This is a genomic window from Nostoc spongiaeforme FACHB-130 (assembly GCF_014698475.1).
GTDB lineage: Bacteria > Cyanobacteriota > Cyanobacteriia > Cyanobacteriales > Nostocaceae > Nostoc_B > Nostoc_B spongiaeforme.
The window spans coordinates 1-26,712 of record NZ_JACJTB010000056.1 but is presented as its reverse complement, the minus strand read 5'-3'; the positions used below and the strand labels follow the sequence as shown (position 1 = coordinate 26,712).

The following is a 26,712-nucleotide window of genomic DNA, read 5'->3' as shown; positions in this document are numbered from 1 at the left end:
AGAGTCAGAGAATCAAAATCACAATTTATTAATAATACTAGATTGTGATGCAATTATAACTAGTCAAAGTTTTTTAACTATTGACTATCAACTAAAATGGAAAAGTCTAATGGTAGAATTTGAAAATTTCATACCACAAGTAACAGCAGATGGTTCGTTTACTTTTTTCTCCCCAGAGTTTAACGAATCATTTCACAGTCATTTTGGTGCGAAACAAGAAAGTTATTTTAAGTTTGTTGAACCAACCCAACTGGCTCAAGCAGCGCAAAAACCAGTTGTGCGGTTATTAGATGTTTGTTATGGTCTAGGATACAACACTGCGGCAGCTTTACAGACAATCTGGAGAGTAAATCCTAGTTGTTATGTGGAATTAATAGGTTTAGAACTGAATCCGGCTGTACCGCAAGCTGCGATCGCCAATCATTTATTTGATCAGTGGGATTATGAATATACACCAATTTTGACCCAACTAGCTTTTGAGGGGCAAGTGAACACAGAACGCATGCAAGCAAAGTTATTCATTGGTGATGCGAGAATTTCAATTCAAGCAGTTAATCAAGCAGGGTTTTATGCAGATGCTATTTTTTTAGATCCCTTTTCACCACCCCAGTGTCCTCAACTATGGACTGTAGAATTTATGCAGCAAGTTTCAGTGTGTTTACAGAAAAATGGCTGGCTGGCGACTTATTCTTGTGCGGCATCTGTACGGACAGCCATGAAATTAGCGGGTTTAAACATAGGTTCTACGCCACCAGTCGGCAGGCGATCGCCTGGTACAGTGGCGGTATATCCTGATAATGAGTGTTTGAGCAATTTACTGCCGCCTCTTTCCCCAGAAGAACAAGAACACTTGTTAACTCGTGCCGCAATTCCTTACCGCGATCCCCAATTAAATGAGCCGCCAGAAGTCATTATTGTGCGGCGACAACAAGAACAACAAGCTTGTTCATTAGAACCTACTTCCCGTTGGCGCAAACGTTGGTTATGGAAAAACCAAACAGGCCATTCTAAGACTTAAGCACTGACAGCAATAATACAATATGCTTGGGAACTTTCTGGTCTTGAGATTTGATGATTGACCATAAGTCAGTGATTGCACTTGCTCCAGCACAATTATCCAAGCTTCTAGAACGACGTATTTTCACTATGCATAAAATAGTTGTTTTGTACAGTGCATAAGTCCTAATATATTCCTAATTCAAATCATACCCATTGGGCGAGACAACAACTAAAAATATATATATGGACGTTTTACTGCCAGCTAGTGTTTAATCACACCTGAAATGCCTGACACACTGCGTTGCTAATTCTTAGATGTTGAAATCTACAGTCTTTCATACGCGATGCTTTTAAAATTGTTCTATTTTTCCATGTATAGGTTACGTCAGTTAACCTCAGAGCCAACTATTTATTGAATATGATGATTATCAAAAAATTCTCGCAAGAAGTATATCTTTTTTTGAAATTTTCCTAAAAAATCAAAATAAAAATATAATTTTTCAGACAATTTATAACAGTAAAACATCATAACTGTAGCTGTACTGAAATTTGAAAAAATCTCCGTAAAAAACCTGATTTAATATCTGCATGAATTTATGATACTAGAATGAGTACTTAGGATGTTTACGGCAAATTTACCTTAGTAAAATTATATTTTTATAAAGAAAATATCCTTGACATGATAAAAACAAGCAGCTTCAAAACAGGTAAGCAAGCTTGTCAAAATCCAAATAGGAGTAAGTTAGCAAAGCTAAATTTGATTTTTGTAGACGGAAACTGTTAGTTTAAAAAAAATGGGGTGCTTGCGTGATTTACTGGAGTGCTAATTCCACCAACTCTAATCAACAAAGTCATAGTGGAACAAATACCAAAAAAAAAGTACGTACAGAAAATGCAAATCCTGAGCTAGAATGGCGAGATTTAGAGGAATATCCACTAAACTTATCCCAGCAAGAAGTAATGATTGAACAGGGACAAACCGAGTCTTCTTGGAGCAAATCGGAGATTAATTCTGGTTACAATTCATTATTATCTAGAAATCTACAAGCTAAAGGCTCCAAAGTGAATTGCTTCTTTGATAATGAAGCACCAAAAATTTTAGTAGTTGACGACCATGCGGCAAGTCGAATGACAGCTGCGGCGTTGTTGGCAATGGAAGGTTATGAAGTGATTGAAGCAGACAGTGGTGCGGCTGCTGTAATGTTAGTAACACAAAAACAACCAGATTTAGTTTTACTAGATGTGATGATGCCCGGTATGGATGGGTTTGAGGTATGTCAATTACTCAAACAAGACGAACATACAAGACTGATTCCAGTAATATTTATTACAGCATTAAATGATCGGCGATCGCGCATTCGTGGTATTGAAGTGGGCGCTGATGATTTCCTCACCAAACCTTTTGATCGAGTGGAATTAGCAGCCCGTGTGAAGTCTTTAGTCAGACAAAAGCGTTTAAACGAAGACTTAGACCATGCTGAACAAGTCTTATTTTCCATTGCGAGAGCCATTGAAAGCCGAGACCCCAACACCGGAGATCACTGTGAGCGCCTCGTCAAGCTAGGACAAGCTTTTGGTGAATACTTAAATCTTTCTCGTTCTCAACTGCGGGATTTGATGTGGGGTGGTTATCTTCACGATATAGGTAAAGTTGGCATTCCCGATGCAGTGCTACTCAAAAATGAGCAACTCACCTTAGAAGATTGGGAAATGATGCAGCAGCATGTTTTAATTGGGGAAAGAATTTGTCAGCCCCTACGTAGTATGCAGGGTGTAATTCCGATTATTCGCCATCATCATGAGCGTTGGAATGGTTCGGGTTATCCTGATGGACTCAAAGGTAATGAAATTCCTTTCCTCGCCCAAGTATTTCAATTGATTGATATTTATGATGCTTTGACTAGCGAAAGACCTTACAAAAGAGCCTTTACGCCAGAGGAAGCTTTATCAGTAATGCGAGAAGAAACAGAAGCAGGTTGGCGTAACCCCGAACTCATGGAACGGTTTACTGATTTTATTCACACTTACAAGCGGTGATGATGTTTTAGCTCTCAATTGTCAGTGGGAGTAGAAAGTAGAACTAAAGGCTACCTTCATCTAAGGCTTGTGCAACTTGCTTTATGCCTCCTGCTATACTACCCTTTGGGAACGTCAAGGGCGAACACGCTTCATACTTTTGATTATGGTAGTTGTAGCAATTCTAGCGGCGGGACGCGGCACAAGGATGAAATCAAGCTTACCCAAAGTTTTACATTCTTTGGGTGGGCGATCGCTAGTAGAAAAAGTTTTGGAAAGTGTAGAACCACTTTCACCTACAAGGCGCATCGTGATTGTAGGCTATCAAGCCTCAGAAGTAAAAGCTGCTATCCAGTCAAGCTTGAGCTTAGAGTTTGTGGAACAGACGGTACAACTGGGAACAGGTCACGCCATCCAGCAATTACTCCCCCATCTTGAGGGCTACACTGGAGATTTACTAGTTCTGAATGGTGATGTTCCACTTTTACGCACCGAAACCATAAAACAGCTATTGCTCACTCACCAACAAAATCAAAACGCTGCTACTATTTTGACTGCACATTTATCCAACCCTAAAGGTTATGGGCGAGTTTTTTGCAATGGGGAAAACATCGTTCAACAAATGGTTGAAGATAAAGATTGTACCCCTGCTCAAAGAGAAAATCGCCGAGTTAATGCCGGGATTTACTGCTTTCGTTGGCCGGACTTAGCTCAAGTTTTACCGCATTTAGAAGCCAACAACGCCCAAAAAGAATATTACCTCACCGATGCTGTTACCCAGGTTGGGAAAGTGATGGCGGTGGATGTGGCAGATGAGCAAGAAATTTTGGGGATTAACGATCGCCTACAATTAGCTACAGCTTACGAAATTTTACAAAGGCGGATCAAAGAAAAGTGGATGACCGCAGGTGTGACGCTCATCGACCCCAACAGTATCACCATTGACGACACTGTAGAATTACAAGCCGATGTGATTATTGAGCCGCAAACTCACCTGCGGAGAAATACCATAATTAAAACTGGTAGCCGCATTGGGCCGGGAAGTTTGATTGAAAATAGCCAAATCGGTGAAAACGTCAGCATTCAATATTCTGTAGTCACAGATAGTATTGTCCAAGCCGGAACTCGAATTGGACCTTACTCTCATTTACGTGGTAATACTGAGGTGGCTGAAAATTGTCGTATCGGTAACTTTGTTGAGTTGAAAAATACACAACTAGGTGAAAAAACTAATGTAGCCCATCTATCTTATTTGGGCGATTCTACTGCAGGTACTCAAGTCAACATTGGCGCAGGTACAATTACCGCTAATTATGATGGTGTCAAAAAACACAGAACCAAAATCGGCGATCGCACTAAAACAGGTTCTAATAGCGTCTTAGTTGCACCAGTGACTTTGGGTGATGATGTCTATGTCGCCGCAGGTTCCACAGTTACTGAAGATGTGCCTAATGATAGTTTAGTGATTGCTCGTAGCCGTCAGGTAGTCAAACAAGGGTGGCGGAAGAAGAGTGCTGAGTGCTGAGTAGGAAAAGTTGTGAGTTATCAGTATTATCTCCATTTATCTAACTACAACTCAAACTGACTCAGCACTCAGCACTAGGATATACAGCCGACTTGCGTACCATCAGCCATTTCTAAAGTGTCGCCAATTTTTTCACCGTTGTGATAGGCGGCGAGTAAAACTTGGCTAGTTTTACCCCAGGCGATCGCACCACTAGCATCTAAAGCGATCGCACCTAAATCTCTTTGATGTTCGTGGGCTTCAGCAAAAGAGCGTTGCATGGCATCTTTGAGGGTCATCCCATCAGTTACCCGCACCACAATTCTGGGTGCTAAACATTCATCGATAATATCTTCGCCAATGCCAGTACAGCTAACAGCCGCATGACCAGTTGCATAATTCCCCGCCGGCATGGCTGAATCACTGACTCGACCAATGCGTTCAAAACCTTTGCCCCCGGTGGATGTGCCGACTGCTAGTCCACCATGAGCATCTAAAGCAACTACGCCAATTGTGCCACGTCCGGCATTGCTGGTTTCTAATAACTCTGGCTCTGCTACCACCCCAGCCATTGTTCTTTTAAAATTATCTTGCCGTTCTTGAATCCATTCTTGTAAGCGTAAGTCAGTTAAGGCGTTGTAACTGGGAACTTGTAACTCGCGGGCTAATTCCGCCGAACCGTAATCTGAAAGTACACGGTCAGGAGAGTTTTGTAAAAAATAGGCTAACTCAATGGGGTTTTTGACTCGTGAGACATTAATCACACCGCTAAACCGCCCGGAGATTCCATCCATTAAGGCAGCACTCATCCGAATTTGACCATCAGATTGCAGTACCGAACCAGTACCCGCATTAAATCGGGGGTCATCTTCTAATAATTGGCAACCCCGCAGTACTGCGGCGGCAGCGTTTGTGCCTGATAATAACAAAGCATAAACATCTTCAATGACTGCATGGAGCGATCGACGTACAGCCTCTAATCCTCCTTTGCCGTGGAGAGAACTACCAGCCCCTCCATGAATAATTAATTTTGGTTGCACTTTTACCTGCATTTATAAATTTATTGCGCTATTTGCGTCTCAATTGCAGTTGATTTTACTAGGAATTGGGACTGATACCAATTCTCCATGAATATGCACTTAATTTTTTTACGAACCGCCAAGAACGCCAAGAGCGCCAAGTCAGACACAAATAATTATTAAGTGCAAGCTTACAGAGATTTACTCTGAGAAAGTAATTTTTTCATCCTCTTACTCTGTTTTCGCTTCAGAACGACGACGGCGACAACGTTCTGAGCAATATTTCACTTCATCCCAGCAATCTTGCCACTTTTTTCGCCAAGTGAAGGGACGTTGACATACAGGGCAGATTTTTGTAGGTAGGTCAGATTTAGAACGATAGCGCCCCATATAAATACTGTAAAAATATCAAGTTGATTTCTGAGAGAGACGAAAAATAATTATAACCAGTTTGCGAAAAAGCCGGGAGGCTGGAGGTGATGTTGCTGTGTGAATAAAAGAGACGTGGGGGACAAGGGAGAGATGTTTATACAATCAATTAATCAATGATTGGTTGGCAAATGGGAATGGTGATGACAAACTCTGTTCCTTGTCCTGGTTGGGAGTAACACTCCAATTTACCTGCGTGTTTTTCCGTAATGATTTGATAACTGATTGACATTCCCATCCCAGTTCCTTTACCAACGGGCTTGGTGGTAAAGAAGGGATTGAAAATTTGTTTTTGAATTTGTTCAGACATACCCATTCCATTGTCAGCGATCGCAATTGTTATCCAATCAGAATCAATTACCGCAGTCCGAACTGTAATTGTTGGCGGTTCATCTTTCCTTGTTCCCATTTCTAAAGCATCAATGGCGTTTGTCAGAATATTCATCAACACTTGATTGAGTTGTCCAGCGTAGCATTCTACTAAAGGTAAAGAAGCATAATCTCTAATAACTTGAATTTCGGGAAATTGTGGCTTTTCTTTGAGACGATGTTGCAAAATCATTAAAGTACTATCTATACCTTCGTGAATATCAACATCTTTAAATTCGGCTTCATCCATCCGTGAGAAGTTACGTAGAGATAAGACAATCTGACGGATACGTTGAGTGCCGATTTTCATGGATTGCAAGATTTTGGGTAAGTCTTGCTGAATGTAATCTAAGTCAATTTCCTCAGACAAAGTTTCAAATTCTGGCAGATTCATCGCTTGGTATAAATTAATTACCTGCAATAAATCTTCGGTATGTTCCTCTAAATGGGTAAGATTACCGTGAATAAAATTTACAGGGTTGTTGATTTCATGGGCAACTCCCGCAACTAATTGTCCCAAGCTAGACATTTTTTCCGCTTGAATCATTTGTGCTTGGGTGCGTTGTAGTTCTTGGAGAGTTTGGGCTAAATCTTCGGCTTGTTGTCGCAGTTGGGCTTCGATTTGCAGGCGATCGCGGATATCACGGGCGATAGTTGATAAAAATTCTATTTCTCCCTGTTCATTCTTATGGGCAATCATTACCTGAGAAACGGGAACTTCTTCACCACTCCGACTAAGTAACTTAGATTCTCCTGACCAGATACCCTTTTCAAGTAGAGTTGGTAGGCTTTCTTTCTGAAATTTGTCTAACATCGAAGGTTCTACAAACTCGCTAATATGAAACTTATCAGTTTCGGAAGCAGGAATACCCAACATTTTCTGCCCTGCTTGGTTGAGATAGCGATTATTTCCGTTGACATCAGCTATACCAATGATGTCTGTGGTTGCTTCCAGGATGGTGGTTAATCTGCGTTGTTCTTTTTCAGCTTGTTTACGCTGGCTAATATCACGCACTACCGAAAGTGTATGGGGTTTGCCATTGTAGTTCAAGAGTTTACCTGTAACTTCGATATCAAAACAAGTACCATCTTTGCGAATATCTACCGCTTGAGCGTGAAATTCTAAACCCATATTGATGGTACGAATAAATTCCTCAAATAAATGAAAATAATCGGAATGAATATAATCAAAAGGGCTTAATTGTATAAATTCTGCTGGCGTATAGCCGTGCATTTTGCATAAAGCTGGATTGGCAGCAACAAGCTTACCAGTCTCTAATTCCATAAGACTGATGCCATCACTAACAGCCTCAAAAATATTACGATACTGGGCTTCTTGTTCACGTAATGCTGCTTCAGTTGCTTTGCGATCGCTAATATCTCTCGCTACCCAAACAACAGTATTATTGGTCATTGGTGCAATATTTGCCTCAAACCAAATTTCTTGATCACCAATGGGCAAACTGTATTCGATTTTGGTATTTTTCTTTGTTTTAAGTACTTGTTGAATACATCCCACAAAAAGATCAGCTAGGTGGGTAGGTAAAACTTCATAGGCAGTTTTACCAATAATTTCTGTAGGAGGTTTATACAGTAATGGCGCACAACTAGGAGCAATTTTTAAGTATCTACATTCGGCATCAACAACAATAATTACATCTTGGATAGCGTTAAACAATGCGAGTAATTCGGCTTGTTCAGCTTTGAGTTCTATTTCGGCTTGCTGGTAGTTTTGTAACAGTTGTTGAGTATCTTGCAGTTCCTTTTCTAATTGAGCAATTCTGGTATTGGATTCACTGGTAAATTGTGCTAACTGTTGTTGTAAATCAGCATTTTGTTGCCGCAGCAAGATAATTTCTTGTTGTATGGGTATATTATTCATAATTTATTAGTTAATCGGAAGTAAAATGACAAATTCTGTACCTTGTCCTGGTGAGGAATTACATTCAATGGAACCGCCATGTTTTTCGACAATAATTTGACGAGCGATCGCAAGTCCTAAACCTGTTCCTTTACCTACACCTTTAGTAGTAAATAAGTTGTCAAATATTTTTTGCTTGACTTCTGCATCCATCCCAATGCCGTTATCAGCAATTTTGATTTCGACATATTGATTTATTAAAGATGTTTGAATTGTGATTTGATGTTTAATTACTTGGTTCTTGCCAATTTTTACTTCTTCTAAAGCGTCAATAGCGTTTGCCAAAATATTCATAAATACCTGATTTAATTGCCCAGGGAAACATTCAATTGCAGGTATGTTGCCATAATTTGTAATAACTTCTATGGCGGGGCATTTTTCGTTAGCTTTGAGGCGATGTCGCAGAATTAAGATTGTGCTATCAATACCTTCATGAATATTAAAACTGACTTTATAATCTTGGTCAGCACGGGAGAAAGTGCGAAGACTAGTGCTGATATTTTTCAGGCGATCGCAAGCTAAAATCATCGCATCAATTACCTTGGGTAAATCTTCTAAACTGTAATCCAAATCAATTTCTTCAGCATGTTCTTGGATTTCCTCACTGGGATGGGGTAAACTTGCTTGATAAAGTCGCAAATGTTCAAAAATCTCCGCAATTGTTGGTTGAGTTTGTTTTAAACTAGCAGCAATAAAGCCCAAAGGATTATTCATTTCATGGGCAACACCAGCAACTAAATTACCCAATGCTGACATTTTTTCGCTTTGCACCATTTGTAATTGGGCTTGTTGTAAATTCTGCAATACTGCTTCTAGTTCTGCGGACTTTTGCTTGACAGCAGCTTCGGCTTGTTTGCGTTCGCTAATATTTCTACTAAAGGCAAAGTTATATGCTTTACCATGAAATTCTACATAGTTAACAGTAACTTCCACAGGAAAAATCTGGCCATTTTTATGCCGATGATAAGATTCAAATACACAAAAACCTTTCTGAGATAATGATTGCCAATGTTCTGCCCATAATTCTTGCGGGAAACCAGCATCAAAATCAAAAATGTTTTTCCCAATAATCTCTTCTCGCTGATAGCCCAATTCTTGACAAGCTGCATCATTTACATAAAAAATACTGGCATCTTCTTCAACCCACCAGATTCCAATAGAAGCCCGATCAATTGAAAATTGTTTGAGTAAAGAATCTTGGAGTCCTTGCTGTACTTTTTGGAACAGTTGGGCATTTTCTAGAGATATTGCTGCTTGGGAAGCCAGGAGTTTAATAACTTGTACACGTTCTTGAGTAAATACCCCAGCAGTTAATTTATTTTCTAAATAAAGCAAACCGACTAAATTCCTTTGATTCAATATCGGTGTACACAATACACTCTGGGGTTGATGTTGCAGCATATATTCACCAATTACCCCTGGAATATCTGTTTGGCAATTTTCAATCACCAGTGTTTCTTGGGTATTCTTAACATAATAGATAATTCTTCTGGGAATATCTGGGCAAATTTCGAGTAATTGTGGTTCCAGAATAGTGTGTAATTTTCCATTCTCAATCACAGTAAGGGCTTGTACTTGCCAAATATGATTTTGAGGAAGTAACAATATAGCTTTTTTTGCCCCAGAGTTTTCCAGAATAATCTGTAGTAAATTAGTAATTAGTTCATTTAATTCTAAAGAGCTGGAAATTGCTTGTGCCGCTTTGATTACAGAAGTCAGATCCAGAATTTTGGAATAACTAGTGCTATTACTACTAGAAGTACGAGTCGATAAAGTAACGTTATGGGAAGCAATAGTCTCTAAGAAGCTGAAGTCATATTTTTGTTGTTGCAAAATTAAATGCAACAGTTGGGGATAGTGTTTTTCTAAGTCGGTGACTTTGGCTTTCGCACCCCAGCGAGCGTAACAGTAGTATGCTTCTTGCATATAACCTGCGGCAACTTTCTCTTTACCCCAGTTGAGGTAAAATTTAGCTGCGAGTTCGTTAGCTAAAGCTTCTTCTTGGATGTAGCCGTTAGCTTTAGCTCCTGAAATAGCGCGATCGTAAAAATCTCCAGCTTCGTAGAAGTTGCCTAATACCCGATATTTTTCTGCTGCGATTAAATCAACTTTATGCTGATGATTCATTGGTGCATAATGCGCCCAGTTTTGAAGTTTGGTTTGATTTTCGGCTACACGTTCTAAAGGGGCTGATGTTTCATCTAGCTGTGCCAAAGCCAGGAGAGAATCATAAAAATAAAAAACTGGTTCACTGACTAATCCTAAACCAGCCATGAAATAGCGTTTGACTTCCATTGCATAATTTTCGGCTGATTCTATGTCTGCAAACCAGAAACAAAGCATTAGCTTATATAAAGAGAAAATATATAATCCGTAACTATCATTCCCAGACCGCAGGCGGTAAATAAATTCATCTTCTTGTAAGGCTTCTCCAGATAAAATTGTCGGATTCTCTGTGAAACCCAGTAAATTTAAAATTGCTTGCCAATAAATGCGGCAATAATTGGCGGTGGTTAATTGGTTAAGCTGCATCAACCCCTTGCAGTAAGCGCGAGTCTCTTGTTCTAAAGTCATTAAAGACTGACCGCAGCAAAAAGCGTAAAAGCAAAAATTGTGGGCGTTGTGTCCAGCAAATTCTAATTCGCCGACTTCTAGCGCCATGCTATAGCCTTCTTGCAACAGTGGTAGACTTTCTTGGATGTGAGATTTGCGTTGGCGAATGTACAACCCTAGGAGGAGACATACTTGAGGTTTAGCTGCTTTCCCATCTAATTTGGTGATTAGTTGGAGTGCTAATTGTCCAAACTCTGTGGCTGTATCAATATCTTGCAAAAAATTACACAGCAGCACACTATAAGAGCAATAAATATAACTTGTAGCGGGTGTGTTGCCAGACTGAATGGATATTTTCACAGATAAAGAAATCAGTAACGGAAACAAAGGAGAAGCAGAAAGATAAGCTACGGGCATGATGCTACCAGCAATTTGTACAATTGCCAATTTTGTGGCATCTGTCATCAATGGGAGATGAACTAAATCTGCAATTTTTCTCTTGCCAATTAGTTGCTTAATTTCTTGGATTTCTTGTTGAATATCGGCTGGTGTGGGCGTATCTTTTAAGGTTACGCCCAGTTGTTGCAAAATTGTTTGAGCGATCGCAATAGCTTCACTAAATTTATTCTGGGAAACAAGAGACTGAATTTTAATCCGGTAAACCTGTATCTTTTCTGGTAAGGATTTAGCTTGCTGAATCACTTGATTCACGAACTGTTCCATCGCCGCAAAATCACCGCACAACATAGCCAATTCTGCCGCTAATTCATGGAAAGCAAGAGTGATTTCATATTGCTGTTGCCAAGCTTGGGCAGTTAATAATGATAATCCTACTGTGGCGTATTCTCGCGCAGCTTGATAAGCAGTGGCGGCTTTAGCTTTATGACAAACCATCAAGTTGAGTTTGACGAGTTCCTCTTGTTCTGTTGCTTGGGTAATTAAATCAATACCATGATTTAATTGATTTACCAGTTCAAAAATCCGCTCTTCTCTGGCGGCAGGAGAAATTTTTTGTAAAAGTAGTTTGCCGATGCGATAATGGGTTTTTTGTTTTTGTTCTAGAGGAATTAAGGAATAAGCCGCTTGTTGGATGCGATCGTGTAAAAATCGATATTGAACTGATATTTGATGATTTTCATCGTTGATGATTAATTCATCATTAACATCTCTTTGATAAAATTTATAAATATTATTAGTCGGTAAAATTAAACCTTCCTGTAAAGCTTTCCATAAATCCGCCGCTACTTCAATTTCTGATGTTTCTGCGACAATGGCTAAAGTTGTCAAATCAAATTGATTTCCAATATAAGCGGCTAATTGTAATACATATTGCGTTGCTAATGGCAATCTTTGTAACTGAAATGTCATGAAGGTGACAACATCATTTGTTGCTGCTTGTTGACTGACTTTTGTGATGTCGCATTCCCAACATCCCAAGTCAAAGTTAAATTGAATCAGTTTATCTAGATGTAGTGCTTTGAGAAACTGTGCAGTAAAAAAGGGATTACCGTGGGTTTTTTGCAAGATCAGTTGTGAAAGCGGCCATGCTAAATTTTCTGGACACCTAAGTGTATCAGCCACTAATTGATTAACTTGCCCTTGACTGAGTGGTAATAAATGCAGCTGATGAATTGTTGTTTGTTTTTTTTCAATTTCACCTAAAGTTAACATCAATGGATGTATGGGACTGACTTCATGATCCCGATAAGCCCCAATTAATAACAGATGTGTTGTATCGGTCATTAATAGCTGCATCAATTTTAATGATGCCGAATCTGACCATTGCAAATCATCTAAAAATAATACTAATGGATGTTCGTCACTGGTAAAGACTTTAGTGAATTTTTGCCAGATTAAATAAAACCTATTTTCGGCTGTTGTTCCTGATAATTCTGGTATTGCTGGTTGCTTACCAATAATCCGTTCCAATTCTGGAATGACATCAATAATTACCTGTCCATTTTCGCCAATAGCCTCTAATATTTTACTTTGCCATTGCTGAATTTGGGCATCACTTTCCGTCACCAATTGCCCGATTAAATCCCGGAATGCTTGGACAAAAGCACTAAAAGGAATATTGCGATTAAACTGGTCAAATTTGCCTTTAATAAAATAACTATTTTGTTTAACAATCGGTTTATGAACTTCATTGACAACGGCTGTTTTCCCAATTCCCGAAAAGCCGGAAACCAACATGATTTCAGTTGCACCTTGGCTAACTCTTGCAAATGCTTCTAAGAGAGTATTTACTTCAGCTTCTCTACCATAGATTTTATCAGGGATGAGGAAGCGATCGCACACATCCCTTTGGGCAATGGGGAAACTCTCGATAATGGCAGTTTCTTTTAATTGACGCAAGCATTTTTCTAAATCAAATTTCAATCCCAAGGCACTTTGATATCTATCTTCAGCATTTTTCGCCATCAATTTACTGACCATCTCAGCCAGTACAGGCGGAATTTTCGGGTTAATTTGATTGGTTTGTAGGGGTTGTTTGGCAATGTGACAATGTACCCAGTCCATCGCATCATTTGATTGAAATGGTAATTTTCCTGTGAGTAATTCGTAAAAAGTCACACCTAAGGAATAGAAATCAGTGCGGTAATTAATACCCCGATTCATTCTTCCGGTTTGTTCTGGAGAAATGTAAGCAAGTGTCCCTTCTAAAACATTAGGATTAACGAGAGTTTGGGTTTCTCGTGGGAGTAATGATGCAATACTAAAGTCGATTAATTTAATTTGTATGCTTTCAGGATTAATTAAGATGTTGCTGGGCTTAATATCTTTATGAATGATGCGCTCGCGGTATAGTATTTCCAAGGCATTGCATAAAGCGATCGCAATTTCTAAAAATTCCTGTAAGGATTGGGAAGTTTCCCCCATTCCCGACTCCCAACGCTTGATTCCCCATTCTTTCAGGGAAATACCCCCATAGTCTTCCATTACCAAGACATAGCCATTTTGGTAAGGTTCCAGGCTATGGGTTTGGATAATTAATGGCGAATTGAGATTTTTGGTGACGGTGTATTGATTGCGAAATTGTACCAGTTCCTCAAAACTAGGGTAAGGGTTTTTCAGCAGTTTGATAACCACTTTTAATGAGTCAGCCTCTCGATATCCTCGATACACCAAGGTTCTGGAACCGTTATAGAGTTCTTCTGTAACCTGATATCCAGGTATGCTGACCATTGTTTTAACCATACTGCCAAATCCTGATGACTCACAGCTTTATTTTTCCCAATTTTTCTCAGCCACGTTAAATTTATGATAAATATGAGCAAAAATTTACAACGGCACTTGAATGATAAATTCTGTCCCTGAGTCTAGAGTTGAGTGACAACTTCAGGTTTCGCCGTGGGTTTATGCGACAATTTGACGCGCGATGGCACATCTTAATAAGTCAGTCTCTCGATATCCTCGATAAACTATATTTCTGGAGCCATTGTATAATTCTTCACTGAATTTGTAGTTTGAAAGACTGAGCATACTAATGAGTTCCGAAATATATGCGTATTATTCAACACAGTTCAGATCAACTTTTTTGCTTTTTGAAGTCCCCTAAGTAAATTTGGGAACACTAAAGTCAGAAATTCTCCAGCCTGAACGCAGTTATGATTAGTACTCCAGTCAGTATTCCCGGATATATAGTCAGCGAACAAATCTATGATGGTTCTAGAACTGTAGTTTACCGAGCAGTCCGAGAAACTGACAATTTACCTGTAGTCATTAAACTGTTAAAAAACTCTTATCCTAGTTTTAGTGAACTTTTATCTTTTTGCAATCAGTACAGCATTGCGAAAAATCTCAACTCTCCTCTCATTATTCAAACTTATAGCCTTGAAGCATACAAAAATAGTTATGCCTTTATTATGGAAGATTTTGGTGGAATTTCTCTTCCAGAATGGAAGGCTAAGAGTAGGAAAGAATTTCTGGAGGAGTTTTTAGAAATAGCCATTTCTCTTTGCATAACCTTAGATATTTTATATCACGAGCGGATTATTCATAAAGATATTAAACCCAGCAATATCTTAATTAATCCTGTAACCAAACAAGTTAAATTAATTGATTTTAGTATTGCATCTTTATTACCACGAGAAACACCAGCGATTGTTAATCCTAACGTCTTAGAAGGGACACTTGCTTATATTTCTCCAGAACAAACCGGAAGAATGAATCGCCCAATTGATTACCGGACTGATTTCTATTCCTTAGGTGTGACTTTTTATGAATTACTCACAGGAGAATTACCTTTTCAGTCAAATGATGCGATGGAATTGGTACATTATCATATTGCGAAAATGCCGCCAAGTCTGGAAGGCAGGAGACTCACTTCTCCTGGGGAGACGCTAACGCGAACGACTTCGCTTAGTGAGCAAAATGGAGGAGGTAGAAGGGAAGAAATACCAAAAGTTTTATGTGATATTGTGATGAAATTGATGGCGAAAAATGCTGAAGACAGATATCAAAGTGCCTTGGGAATAAAATATGATTTAGAAAAATGCCTATCTCAACTCCAAGAAACGGGTGCGATTGAACATTTTGAAATTGGACAACGGGATATATGCGATCGCTTCATTATTCCTGATAAACTTTATGGTCGAAAGGCGGAAGTAGATACTCTATTACAAGCATTTGAACGAGTCAGCCAAGGCACAACAGAAATGATGCTGGTAGCTGGGTTATCTGGAATTGGTAAAACAGCAGTTGTGAATGAAGTTCATAAACCAATTGTCAGACAACGTGGTTATTTTATCAAAGGTAAATACGACCAATTTCAAAGGAATATTCCCTTGGGTGCTTTTGTCCAAGCATTCCGAGACTTGATAGGTCAAATCTTAACTGAAAGTGACACACAAATTCAACAATGGAAAAATAAAATTTTAGCGGCTGTGGGTGAAAACGGCGGGGTAATTATGGAAGTTATTCCCGAATTAGAAATCATTATTGGTAAACAGCCACCTGCTGTAGAATTATCCGGCACAGCAGCACAAAATAGATTTAATTTAGCATTTCAAAAGTTTACGCAAGTATTTACCAGTGCAGAACATCCCTTAGTGATATTTTTAGATGATTTGCAATGGGCAGATTCAGCATCATTAAACTTAATCCAACTTTTAATGGCTGATATAGGTTATCTTTTTCTAATTGGGGCGTATCGAAATAACGAAGTCAAACCAGCAGATCCATTAATGTTGACTTTGCATGAAATTCAAAAAGCTCAAACTCCAATTAATACTATTACTTTAGCACCACTAAATCAACTTGAGTTAAATCAATTAGTCGCAGATACCCTAAAATGTCCCGAAAATCTGGCTTGGAATCTTTCTGTACTAATCTATCAAAAAACTCAGGGTAATCCATTTTTTGCCACCCAGTTTCTGAAATCATTACATCAAGAAAATCTCATTCAATTTGATTTTGCCTTGGGTTGTTGGCAATGTGATATTAGCCAAGTCAATCAAATGGCACTTACAGATGATGTTGTGGCGTTTATGGCATGGCAATTAAAAAAAATGCCACAATCTACGCAAAATGTCTTACAATTAGCGGCTTGTATTGGGAACTCTTTTGATTTAGCAACTTTAGCAATTATTTCTCAGCAGTCAGAGATAGAAACTGCTGCTGATTTGTGGAAAGCTTTGCAAGAAGGACTAATTTTACCGATTAGTGAAGTTTATAAATTTTATCAGGGAATTGAAGGCGATCGCTTAACCCTAGAACCAGGTAATACTACTCAAAAATTAGCCAAATATAAATTTTTACATGACAGAGTACAGCAAGCCGCCTATTCGCTGATTCCCTCGGAGAGAAAACAAGCAACTCATCTGCAAATCGGACAATTACTCCAACAAAATTTATCTGATACCGAACAAGAAGAAAAAATCTTTGATATTGTCGGACATTTGAATAAAGGCATTCAGTTAATTACTGAACCAAAAGCACAGGAGAAATTAGCCCAACTTAACTTAAAAGCAGGAACTAAAGCGAGAAATTCTACAGCATATTCCGCAGCTAGAATATATTTCCAAACTGGATTGGAACTCTTACAAGAAAATTGTTGGATTCAGCAGTATGAATTGGCGTTGCATCTTCATATTGCGGCGGCGGAAGCGAGTTATTTAAATAGTGACTTTGCCAGTATGGAACAAATAGCAACCATAGTATTGCTATCGGCGCACACAATTTTAGATAAAGTGAAAATTTATGAAATTCAAATTGCCGCCCAAGTTTTACAAAGTAATGTGTTGGAAGCGATCGCAGTTGGCAGAACAGCGTTAGCACAATTGGGGGTTGAACTGCCACAAGCACCTAATCCAGCCTTAACTGGTAACATCCTACAAAACCTCAATACTCAACTTGCAGGCAGAAACATTGCAGATTTGATCAATCTGCCATTAATGACAGATCCCATCACAGAAGCCGCAATCGAAGTCTTGGGAATGCTGTTTTCACCCATCATCCAAGGAATGCCAGGTTTATTACCCTGGTTAAGTTCAATGATGGTGAGTTTATCTCTGCAATCAGGTAATACTGTGGCATCCACAACTGGATATGGCATTCACGGGATGGTGTTGTGTGCATTCTTAGAAGATGCGGTCACAGGCTATGCCTTTGGTCAGTTGGCTATCAACTTACTGGAAAAATTTCAGATCCAAAAGCATAAATCCGTTGTCCTTTCTTTGTTTGGCTGCTTTATTCAACATTACCAAGAGCGATTAGATGCCACAATTCCGTTGTTGTTAACAGCCTACCAAACTGGCATCGCAACCGGAGATTTTTTACACGCTGGTTTTGCTTTGGGTGGTCACAGTGATGGCAGATTTTTTACTGGTGAAGAACTGCATCGTTTTGTTCCAGCGATGGCTGATTATAGTCTGGCATTGGCTCAGGTAAAACAATATTCGGCTCAAGTATATTTGAATTTGGGCAAACAAGCGGCGGAAAACTTGATAGAACCAGTCAGCCAACCAGATTGCTTGATTGGTCATACCTACAATGAAACATTGATGCTGACTAAGCACCAGCAGGATAATGACTTGATTGCGATCGCCCAAGCTTATATCTACAAACTGCTACTTGCTTGCTATTTCGCTAATTATACAAATGCACGTAACTATATTGACCAAGCCAAACCGTGTTTAATGGCAGTATCAGGATCAATTTTTGTGCCGATTTTCCATTTTTATGCGGCGCTAACTTATCTAGGACTTGTCCCCACCCAGCCAGAACCAGAACAAGCCCAACTGTTGGCGGTAGCAGCCAGCCACCAAACAGTTCTGCACCAATGGGCGGGTTATGCGCCGATGAACCACTTGCATAAATGGTACTTAGTCGAAGCGGAACGTCATCAAGTTTTGGGTGAAAAATTTGCCGCCAGTGAATGTTATGACAAAGCGATAAATCTGGCTAAAGAACATCAATTTATCAACGAAGAAGCCCTCGCCCAAGAATTAGCAGCCAAGTTTTATCTGCAATGGGATAAACAGCGCATCGCCGAGGAATACATGATTCAAGCCTACTATGCTTATGCCCATTGGGGTGCCAAAGCCAAAATTGCCCACTTAGAAAAACACTATCCCCAATTACTTGCGCCGATATTAAAATCAACTCGTGCAGCGATTACAACTAACGAAACTATCCTAGCTTCAGGAATTTTCACATCTACCAGTTCCCCCACTTCTAGTAGCAATATCTCCGATACCTTCGATTTACAAGCAATTCTCACAGCTTATCAAACTCTAGCTGGTGAAATGGAACTAGGAAAACTGCTGTCAACATTGCTGACTATTGTTGTGAAAAATTCTGGAGCTGATAAATGCGTGTTAATGTTATTGCGAGATGAGCGCCTGTTCATTAAAGGCTTGATGACAGAAGGAAAACCGCCAGTTGTCTTGCAGAGGATTCCGGTTGAAGACAGTCAAGAAATTCCCCACAAGTTAATTTACAAAGTCAAGCACAGCAGCCAAACTGTTGTGCTAAGGGATGCAGCCGCAGATTATACCTTAGCCAACGACCCATATATTTTACGACAACAGCCCAAGAGTATCTTATGTAGTCCAATTTTGCATCAAGGTAAATTGCTGGGTATTTTATATCTAGAGAATAATTTAGCAACAGGAGCCTTCACTAGCGATCGCGTCGAACTGTTGAATTTACTCTGCACGCAAGCAGCGATTTATCTAGAAAATGCCCGACTTTATGAGCGAGAACAAGAAAAATCCCATTCCTTACAAATTTCCCTGGCACAATTACAACAAACTGAAGTATCTCTGGCTCAAGAAAGAGAATTTTTAAATATCATCATTGACAACATTACCGATGGAATTGTTGTTTGTGATGCTAATGGTAACTTGACTTTATTTAACAAAGCAACTTGTGAATTTCATGGCTTACCAATAGCATCATTACCCCCTGAAGAATGGGCAGAACATTTTGACCTTTATCAGCCTGATGGTCAAACACCATTATCAATTCATGAAATTCCTTTATTTCGTGCCTTGCAAGGGGAAAAAATCGAAAATATCGAGATGGTAATTGCTCCCAAAAATGGTACACCGAGAATTTTGTTAGCCAGTGGACAAGCAATCTTTGATGCTTGGGGTAACAAAGTTGGTGCAGTAGTTGTTATGCGAGATATTAATGAGCGCAAACAAGCTGAACTGGCTTTACAGCAAAAATCCCTAGACTTACAACAAGCTCTCCAAGATTTACAAACAGCACAATTGCAAATCATTCAAAATGAAAAAATGTCGGCTTTGGGTAATTTAGTTGCGGGCGTAGCTCATGAAATGAATAATCCTTTAGGCTTTATTTCAGCAACTCTCAAACAGACTAAACCAAATTTGGATGATCTCATAGAACACTTAAAGCTCTATCAAGAAACTCTGGAAAACCCTAGTGAGAAAATTCAAGACCATGCTGACGAAATTGACTTGATTTATCTTTTAGAAGACTTACCAAGAACTCTAGATGCAATGATGATAGCTTGCGACAGATTAAAAAATATTAGCACTAGCCTGCGGACTTTCTCTCGTGCTGATAAAGATTACAAAGTCCAATTCAATCTTCATAATGGCATTGATAGCACTATCTTAATTCTCAAACATCGCCTCAAATCTAATGAACAACGTCCAGCGATAGAAGTGATCACTGAATACGGAGATTTGCCTCAAATAGAATGTTTCCCTGGGCAGCTAAATCAGGTGTTTATGAATATTCTCGCTAATGCTGTTGATGCTTTAGAAGAAGCAAGTACAGGTAGAAGCTTTGCAGAAATCAAAGCTCATCCCAACCAAATTAAAATTACAACATTGCTCTTAGAGAAATCAGTCAAAATCTCAATTGCTGATAATGGTAAAGGAATCAGTGAAGAAGTGAAACAAAAAATCTTTGACCATTTATTCACTACTAAAGGAGTTGGTAAAGGTACGGGATTAGGATTAGCCATTGCTCGGCAAATTGTTGAAGAAACTCACGGTGGTAAGTTAACTTGTCACTCTGTTTTAGGACAAGGTACAGAATTTGTGATTGAAATTCCAGCGTGAGCTTGATAGAACAAGGCAAAAGTAAAAAATTAAAAGGCAAAATAAATTGACTGTTACCTGTTTCCTTGACTACACAGGGAAACTTGCTTAACTGAAAGGTATTAACTCATGCTATGGGTAGAGAAATTATAAATTCCGTTCCTTCTCCAACAACAGAATTAACAGTGATTTTACCGCCATGTTTTTCTTCGATAATTTGACGGGCGATCGCTAATCCTAAACCTGTACCTTTTCCCACTGATTTGGTAGTAAATAAATGGTCAAAGATTTTTTGTTTGATTTCTTCACTCATACCCTTACCGTTATCAGCAATGGAAATGTTGACATATTGATCTAGCATTGCTGTGGTAATTTTAATCTGGTTAGGATTAGCTTGAATTTCGGCAATTTTTTTGCCAACACTTGCTTCTTCTAAAGCATCAATAGCATTAGCCAGGATATTCATAAACACCTGATTTAATTGCCCAGGAAAACAATTGACTGGCGGTAAATCACCATAACTAGTCATAACTTCAATGGCTGGACGCTGGGTATTAGCTTTGAGACGATGCTTAAGAATTAAAATTGTGCTATCGATGCCCTCATGTAAATTAAATTTTACTTTGTAATCTTGATCAGCGCGGGAAAATGTCCGCAGGCTAGTGCTAATATTTTTCAGGCGATCGCAGGCTATGACCATTGCATCAATAATTTTAGGTAAGTCTTCTAAACTATATTCCAAGTCAATTTCTTCAGCATGGTTGAAAATTTCTGCATTCGCATCAGGAAAGCTATTTTGATATAACTTCAAGTGTGTAAATATATCAGTAAGAATAGGTTTAACTTGTTTGAGACTGGCCACAATAAAACCCAAAGGATTATTCATTTCATGGGCGACTCCAGCAACTAGATTACCCAATGCTGACATTTTTTCGCTTTGCACCATTTGTATTTGAGCTTGTTGCAAATTAGAGAGTGCTTGCTCTAATTCCTGAGATTTTTGTTTGAGTGCGATTTCTGCGAGTTTGCGATCGCTGACATCAATTACTACCCCATCCCACATAATTGTGTTGTCTGCTTGTAGTTCGGGACGCGCATTCGATTGAATCCATTTTACAGTGCCAGAAGGTAAAATAATCCGCCATTCTTGATCAAATGGCGTTAAATTTTGGGCAGATTCAGCAATTGCTTGGGCAATAATTGGGTCATCTTCGGGATGGTGTAGAGTATGAAGGGTTTGTCTACCTGCCATAACATCTTCTGAATCTACACCATAAAGTTCATAACAACCAGAACTAATGTATGGAATGGAAATTGTACCATCAGGAGCAAGCCGAAACTTGTAAACCACACCAGGAATGTTATCTGCGAGATTGCGAAATTGAGCTTGGCTGGCTTGCTGTTGTACTAAAGATTGTTCTAATTGTTGAGCATAGTTTTGAGTGTCTCGATACAAACGCGCATTTTCTAAAGAAATTGCGGCTTGAGTGCAGAGTAAATTGATAATTTCGATGCGATCGCTAGTAAAGACTTCGCCGGTTAAACTATTTTCTAAATATAAAATGCCAATTAATTTACCCTGATTAACAATCGGAGTACAAACAATACTCTTGGGTAAATATTGCTGAATATAACTATCTGTTACCCAGTTATTTTCTTTAGTGATGTCGTGAATAATGATTGGTTGCAGAGTGTGTTTAACAGCATAAATTATTTTAATGGGAACATCATAACTACTGTTGAGGGTATGGGGTGAGAAAACAGAAGTTTCGACATCTTCAATGGTAGCCATAGATACCACAACCAAATCGGCGTTTTCTGCCAATACCAATGCTATTTTCTGCGCTCCAGAATTTTGCAATAATACTTGCATTAAATTTGTAATCAATTCCTCAAGTTTGATCGCACTTAATAATACCCGTGAAGCTTTGAGAATAGCTCCCAAGTCTAAACTATCCGAAAAGGTGCTGCTATGAGAAGTCGAGGCTTGACTAGTATAGGTAGCAATAGTAGCGTTACTGATGGTTTCTTGAGGATGAAGGTTAATTTTTCGTTGTTGCAGAATGTGTTGCAGTAGGTGGGGATATTTTTTTTCTAAATCGTCTGTTTTAGCTTTTGCACCCCAATGAGCATAGCAGTAGTATGCTTGCTGCATGTATGCTTGAGCGACTGTTTCCTTACCCCAATCAAGATAGAATTTTGCCGCTAATTCATTAGCTAAAGCTTCTTCTTGAATATAGCCATTTGCTTTCGCGCCAGCAATAGCGCGATCGTACAATTCTATCGCCTCCAGTTTTTGATCTAAAACTCGATGCTGTTCGGCTTGAATTAAATCATACTTGTGTTGAAAATTCATTGGTGCAGCCAGCGCCCTTTTCTGGAGAATTTGCTGATTAGCTGCGATGATTTCAGCATCACCTGATGTTGCCAACAGTGCCAGTGATTCATAAAAATACACAAGCGGTACATTAAATGTACCAGCCCCACTTCCTAAGAATTGTTTAGCTTGTTGTACTACATCTAAAGCTTGAGAATATTCCCCAAACAGGAAACACAAATAAACTTTGTTTGTTAACAAAAACCACAATCCTGAGCGATCGCCAAGTTGATGCAGCATTGCCAACATACTAGCTTCTTCCATTGCTTCCCCAGTCAAAACAACAGGATTAGTTGTTTGTCCCAGCAAATTTAGAACTGTTTGTTGACATGATTTTGTAAAATTCAAAGCTGTCTGCTGACCAATTTGCTGGATACCTTGACTGTATATATTGATGTTTTGGATCAATTCATTTAACGGCTGCCCAGTCAAATATGAGTGTGAACAATAAGTAAACCCGCCAAAACCAGCAAATACTAAGTCTCCCACTTCTAAACTACGTTTGTAAGCTTGCTGTAAAGGCGCTAGGGTTTCTTTAGCATGATGGGTACAGAATGTAATGTAAAAATGGACGAGAACGAGGGTGCGCCCATAAAACTCTTTTTCATTTAATTGTTCGCAGAGATTGAGTGCTAGTTGTCCAAACTCGTAACCTGTGGAAAAATCTTCGAGTACAGCACATAGCAACAACCCATAATAAACATAACCAATCACAGAAGTATTAGCATTACCATACTGGAGTGATAATTCTACTTTTTTCAAAGCTACAAGCGGAAACAATACTGGATTGCAAGCGTAAGCAGCAACTCCAACCTTAACTAAAATCCGCATAGTAGCTAAGATTTTCGCATCAGTCATTGGCGGAAGATCAAGTAACTCCGATGCCGATCGCCCATTTAGTTGCCGGGCGATCGCTTGAAATGCGGCGGGAATTTCTTCTGGTACAGGTTGTTTAGGCAAATGAATGCCTAACTGATTAAGTAAATCTAATGCCATCTCAATGGCAAATACAAATTGACCTTGGTTGGTGTAAGCTTCTAGTCTGACTTCGGTAATCTTCGCCGTATCAATTAAGGTTTGTGCATGGTGTTGAATTGTTTGGGAATAAACCTCCATTGCCTCAATATTGCCTGATAAATAAGCCACTTCCGCCGCTAAATTATGCAGGTTGAGAGTTAATAAATACTGTTCATTCCATGCCGATTTATCTAATAATTCTAATCCATTCCTGGCATAATCCCAAGCACTAGTATAAGCAGTGGCAAGGAGAGCTTTTTGACTAGCTTTGAGGTTACATTCTGCTAGTAAAAATTTTTCGCTTACGTCAGTAATTAAGCTCTGCCCTAAATTCAGTTGACCAACAATTGCAAAAATACTTTCTTCCTGCTGCTCATCCGAACTATCTTGGAGTAAGAGTCTACCAATTTGTAAATGAGTGGCTTGCTTTTGTTCATCAGGTATTAATGAATATGCCGCTTGCTGAACGCGGTCATGGAGAAATTTATAAGTAACGAATTGAGAAGTTTGTTCAGTTGAATGTTGATTATCTTGCCCTACGTAAAATTTGTAAATTTCACTTTGGGGTAAGATTAATCCTGCTTGTAAAGCTGTCCACAAAACTGCCGCCGCATCTCTGTCTGATTTTTGACAAACAATTGCCAAAGTTTTTAAATCAAATTGATTGCCGATACAAGCGGCTAGTTGTAATATTTCTTGAGTAGATGCTGGCAATTTTTGTAACTGCATTGCCATAAATTCGACTACATCATCAGTGAGCGATCGCTGGCTAACTTGAGTAATATCACATTCCCATAAACCTTGATTGAAATTAAAATAAATCAGCCCATCTTGGTGTAAAGATGTAAGAAATTGCGTGCTAAAAAATGGATTACCTTGAGTTTTTTGATATATCAGATGCGCTAGTGGTAAAGATGATTCAGATGGGCATCCTAAAGTATCAGCGACTAACTGATTTAAATCTACTTCGCTTAGAGGTTTTAAATTAATTGTATTAATTCTGGAATTACTCTTATTAATTTCCTCTAATGTCAACATCAAAGGATGCCCCGGAAATACTTCATTATCTCGATACGCACCAATTAATAGCAGATAACCCCTATCAACTTCACTCATTAATAATTTAATTAGCTGTAAAGAAGCTGAATCAGCCCATTGTAAATCATCTAAAAATATCACTAAAGGATGTTTTTTATTAGCAAATATTTGAATAAATTTCTGTAATAATAAATTAAAGCGATATTGAGCCGCAGTCCCAGATAATTCTTGTACAGGTGGTTGTTGACCAATAATTTTGGCTAATTCGGGAATCACATCAATAATTACCTGACCATTTTCACCTAAAGCTTGGAGAATTTTAGCTTGCCATATTTGTAGCTGTTGGTCAGTTTCAGTTAATAACTGCCTGATTAAATCGCTGAGGGCTTGCACAAAAGCCGAAAAAGGAATATTGCGATTGAATTGGTCAAATTTACCTTTAATAAAATAACTGCGTTGTCTGACAATTGGTTTATGAACTTCGTTGACAACGGCAGTTTTACCAATACCCGAAAAACCAGCAACCAAGACTAATTCACTGCGGAAATTAGATGAGTCTTGAACTGTAGCCACTCGTTCAAATGCTGCTAGAATTTGTTCGACTTCGGTTTCTCGTCCGTATAATTTCTCAGGGATGATGAAGCGATCGCAAATATCCCACTCAGCAATTTCAAAGTTGGCAATATTACCAGTTGCTTGCAAATGCGACAAGCAGATTTCTAAATCATGCTTTAACCCTAAAGCACTCTGATAGCGGTCTTCGGCATTCTTTGCCATCAATTTCATCACAATATCGCATAAAACTTTTGGGATATCTTCCCTTCTGCCTTCTAGACTAGTCGGCATTTTCGCAATATGACAATGCACCAACTCCATTGGGTCTTCACTGTTAAAAGGCAATTCTCCTGTTAACAGTTCAAAAAATGTCACTCCTAAAGCATAAAAATCACTGCGATAATCAATCCCGCGATTCATTCTACCAGTTTGTTCTGGAGATAAATAAGCCAGAGTTCCTTCTAAAATATTGGGGCTAATCAGTGTTTGAGTTTCTTTAGGTAACAGCGAAGCAATACTAAAATCTATAAGTTTAATTTCGGGAGTTTTAGGATTAATTAAAATATTGGCGGGTTTAATATCTTTGTGAATCACCCGATTTTGATATAGGTAGTGAAGAACATCACACATTTGCAGAGCAATAATTAAAAATTCCTGTAATGTTAATTTTTGAGTTTTAAGATATTCTCGCAATGAAAAGCCACCAAAATCTTCCATTACCAAGGCATAGCCGTTGCGATATGTGTCTAAACTTAAAGGACGAACAATACCAGAAAAATCAAGCTCTTTTGTAATGGTGTACTGATTCTGAAATTGCAAAAGTTCGCTAAAAGTGGGATACTCACGATTGAGTAATTTAATCACTACGGGTTGGTCATCTGCGGCTCGAATACCTCGGTAAACTACCGTTCTAGAACCAGCGTAAAGTTGTTCTATCAGGTGGTACCCAGGAATTTTTGCTGTCATATCCACAGGTGTATTCATTTCCACATACCTCAGTACAGAATTGTTGTTGCGGAATTAGCAAATTTATTATTCCCGTAGTTTAAGTATTGTGAACAGCAAAATTTTTCAGTAGGTCGATGCAATTTTAAAGATAACTGGTAATACCAAATCGATACGAAGAAGCATATAATTAGCCTGCGAAGGCAGGCTTTGTTTGTATAGCCCCAGACTTCAGTCTGAGGGGTTTATATGCAGACTCTCATAGAATTGGTATAAAGGCTATCATTAGCTATTGATAAGAGTTTCAGGCAAATTTAAATTTTTTAATATAGTACGCCTTATGTGAGATGGGGTAGCAAAAAAGAAGGGGAAACCACAAGATAAAGGTAACGACACCAAAGCTTGAGGTCTCCCAATGAATATGGTAGACGGTTCGACCCTGTTGA

At 38.9% G+C, this 26,712-nt stretch carries 9 protein-coding genes; 4 read left to right on the top strand and 5 right to left on the bottom strand.

Annotation, left to right across the window (positions count from 1 at the left end; translation table 11 throughout):
• The first annotated feature begins 109 nt into the window (after positions 1–109).
• The 3 genes from H6G74_RS27165 (at position 110) to glmU (ending at position 4,540) form a co-directional block, all read left to right on the top strand.
• Positions 110–1,018, top strand: a complete 909-nt coding sequence (locus H6G74_RS27165; RefSeq protein ID WP_190970605.1) for a tRNA (5-methylaminomethyl-2-thiouridine)(34)-methyltransferase MnmD — start codon at positions 110–112, stop codon at positions 1,016–1,018.
• A gap of 788 nt (positions 1,019–1,806) precedes the next feature.
• Positions 1,807–3,036 (top strand): HD domain-containing phosphohydrolase, encoded by a 1,230-nt coding sequence (locus H6G74_RS27160; RefSeq protein ID WP_190970604.1) that lies wholly within the window; start codon positions 1,807–1,809, stop codon positions 3,034–3,036.
• Positions 3,037–3,181: 145 nt separating this feature from the next.
• The gene (gene glmU, locus H6G74_RS27155) at positions 3,182–4,540 is read left to right on the top strand and encodes a bifunctional UDP-N-acetylglucosamine diphosphorylase/glucosamine-1-phosphate N-acetyltransferase GlmU (RefSeq protein WP_190970603.1); all 1,359 of its coding nucleotides are present in this window, start codon (positions 3,182–3,184) and stop codon (positions 4,538–4,540) included.
• 74 nt (positions 4,541–4,614) lie between these two features.
• Here glmU and H6G74_RS27150 read toward each other — a convergent pair whose 3' ends face one another.
• The 4 genes from H6G74_RS27150 to H6G74_RS27135 all read right to left on the bottom strand — a co-directional run bounded on the left by H6G74_RS27150 (position 4,615) and on the right by H6G74_RS27135 (position 14,011).
• Positions 4,615–5,571 (bottom strand): isoaspartyl peptidase/L-asparaginase, encoded by a 957-nt coding sequence (locus H6G74_RS27150; protein ID WP_190970602.1) that lies wholly within the window; start codon positions 5,569–5,571, stop codon positions 4,615–4,617.
• A gap of 198 nt (positions 5,572–5,769) precedes the next feature.
• The gene (locus H6G74_RS27145) at positions 5,770–5,928 is read right to left on the bottom strand and encodes a DUF2256 domain-containing protein (RefSeq protein WP_083468775.1); all 159 of its coding nucleotides are present in this window, start codon (positions 5,926–5,928) and stop codon (positions 5,770–5,772) included.
• A gap of 148 nt (positions 5,929–6,076) precedes the next feature.
• Entirely contained in the window at positions 6,077–8,218 is a 2,142-nt protein-coding gene (locus H6G74_RS27140; RefSeq protein ID WP_190970601.1) for a PAS domain S-box protein, read from the bottom strand.
• 6 nt (positions 8,219–8,224) lie between these two features.
• Entirely contained in the window at positions 8,225–14,011 is a 5,787-nt protein-coding gene (locus tag H6G74_RS27135; RefSeq protein ID WP_190970600.1) for a trifunctional serine/threonine-protein kinase/ATP-binding protein/sensor histidine kinase, read from the bottom strand.
• Positions 14,012–14,421: 410 nt separating this feature from the next.
• Here H6G74_RS27135 and H6G74_RS27130 point away from each other — a divergent pair, with 410 nt between their 5' ends.
• Positions 14,422–20,355, top strand: a complete 5,934-nt coding sequence (locus H6G74_RS27130; protein ID WP_190970599.1) for an AAA family ATPase — start codon at positions 14,422–14,424, stop codon at positions 20,353–20,355.
• 106 nt (positions 20,356–20,461) lie between these two features.
• On the opposite strand, the gene H6G74_RS27125 is transcribed toward H6G74_RS27130, so the two are convergent.
• Positions 20,462–26,305: a trifunctional serine/threonine-protein kinase/ATP-binding protein/sensor histidine kinase gene (locus H6G74_RS27125; protein WP_190970598.1), complete on the bottom strand. Its 5,844-nt coding sequence runs from the start codon at positions 26,303–26,305 to the stop codon at positions 20,462–20,464.
• Positions 26,306–26,712: the final 407 nt, after the last annotated feature.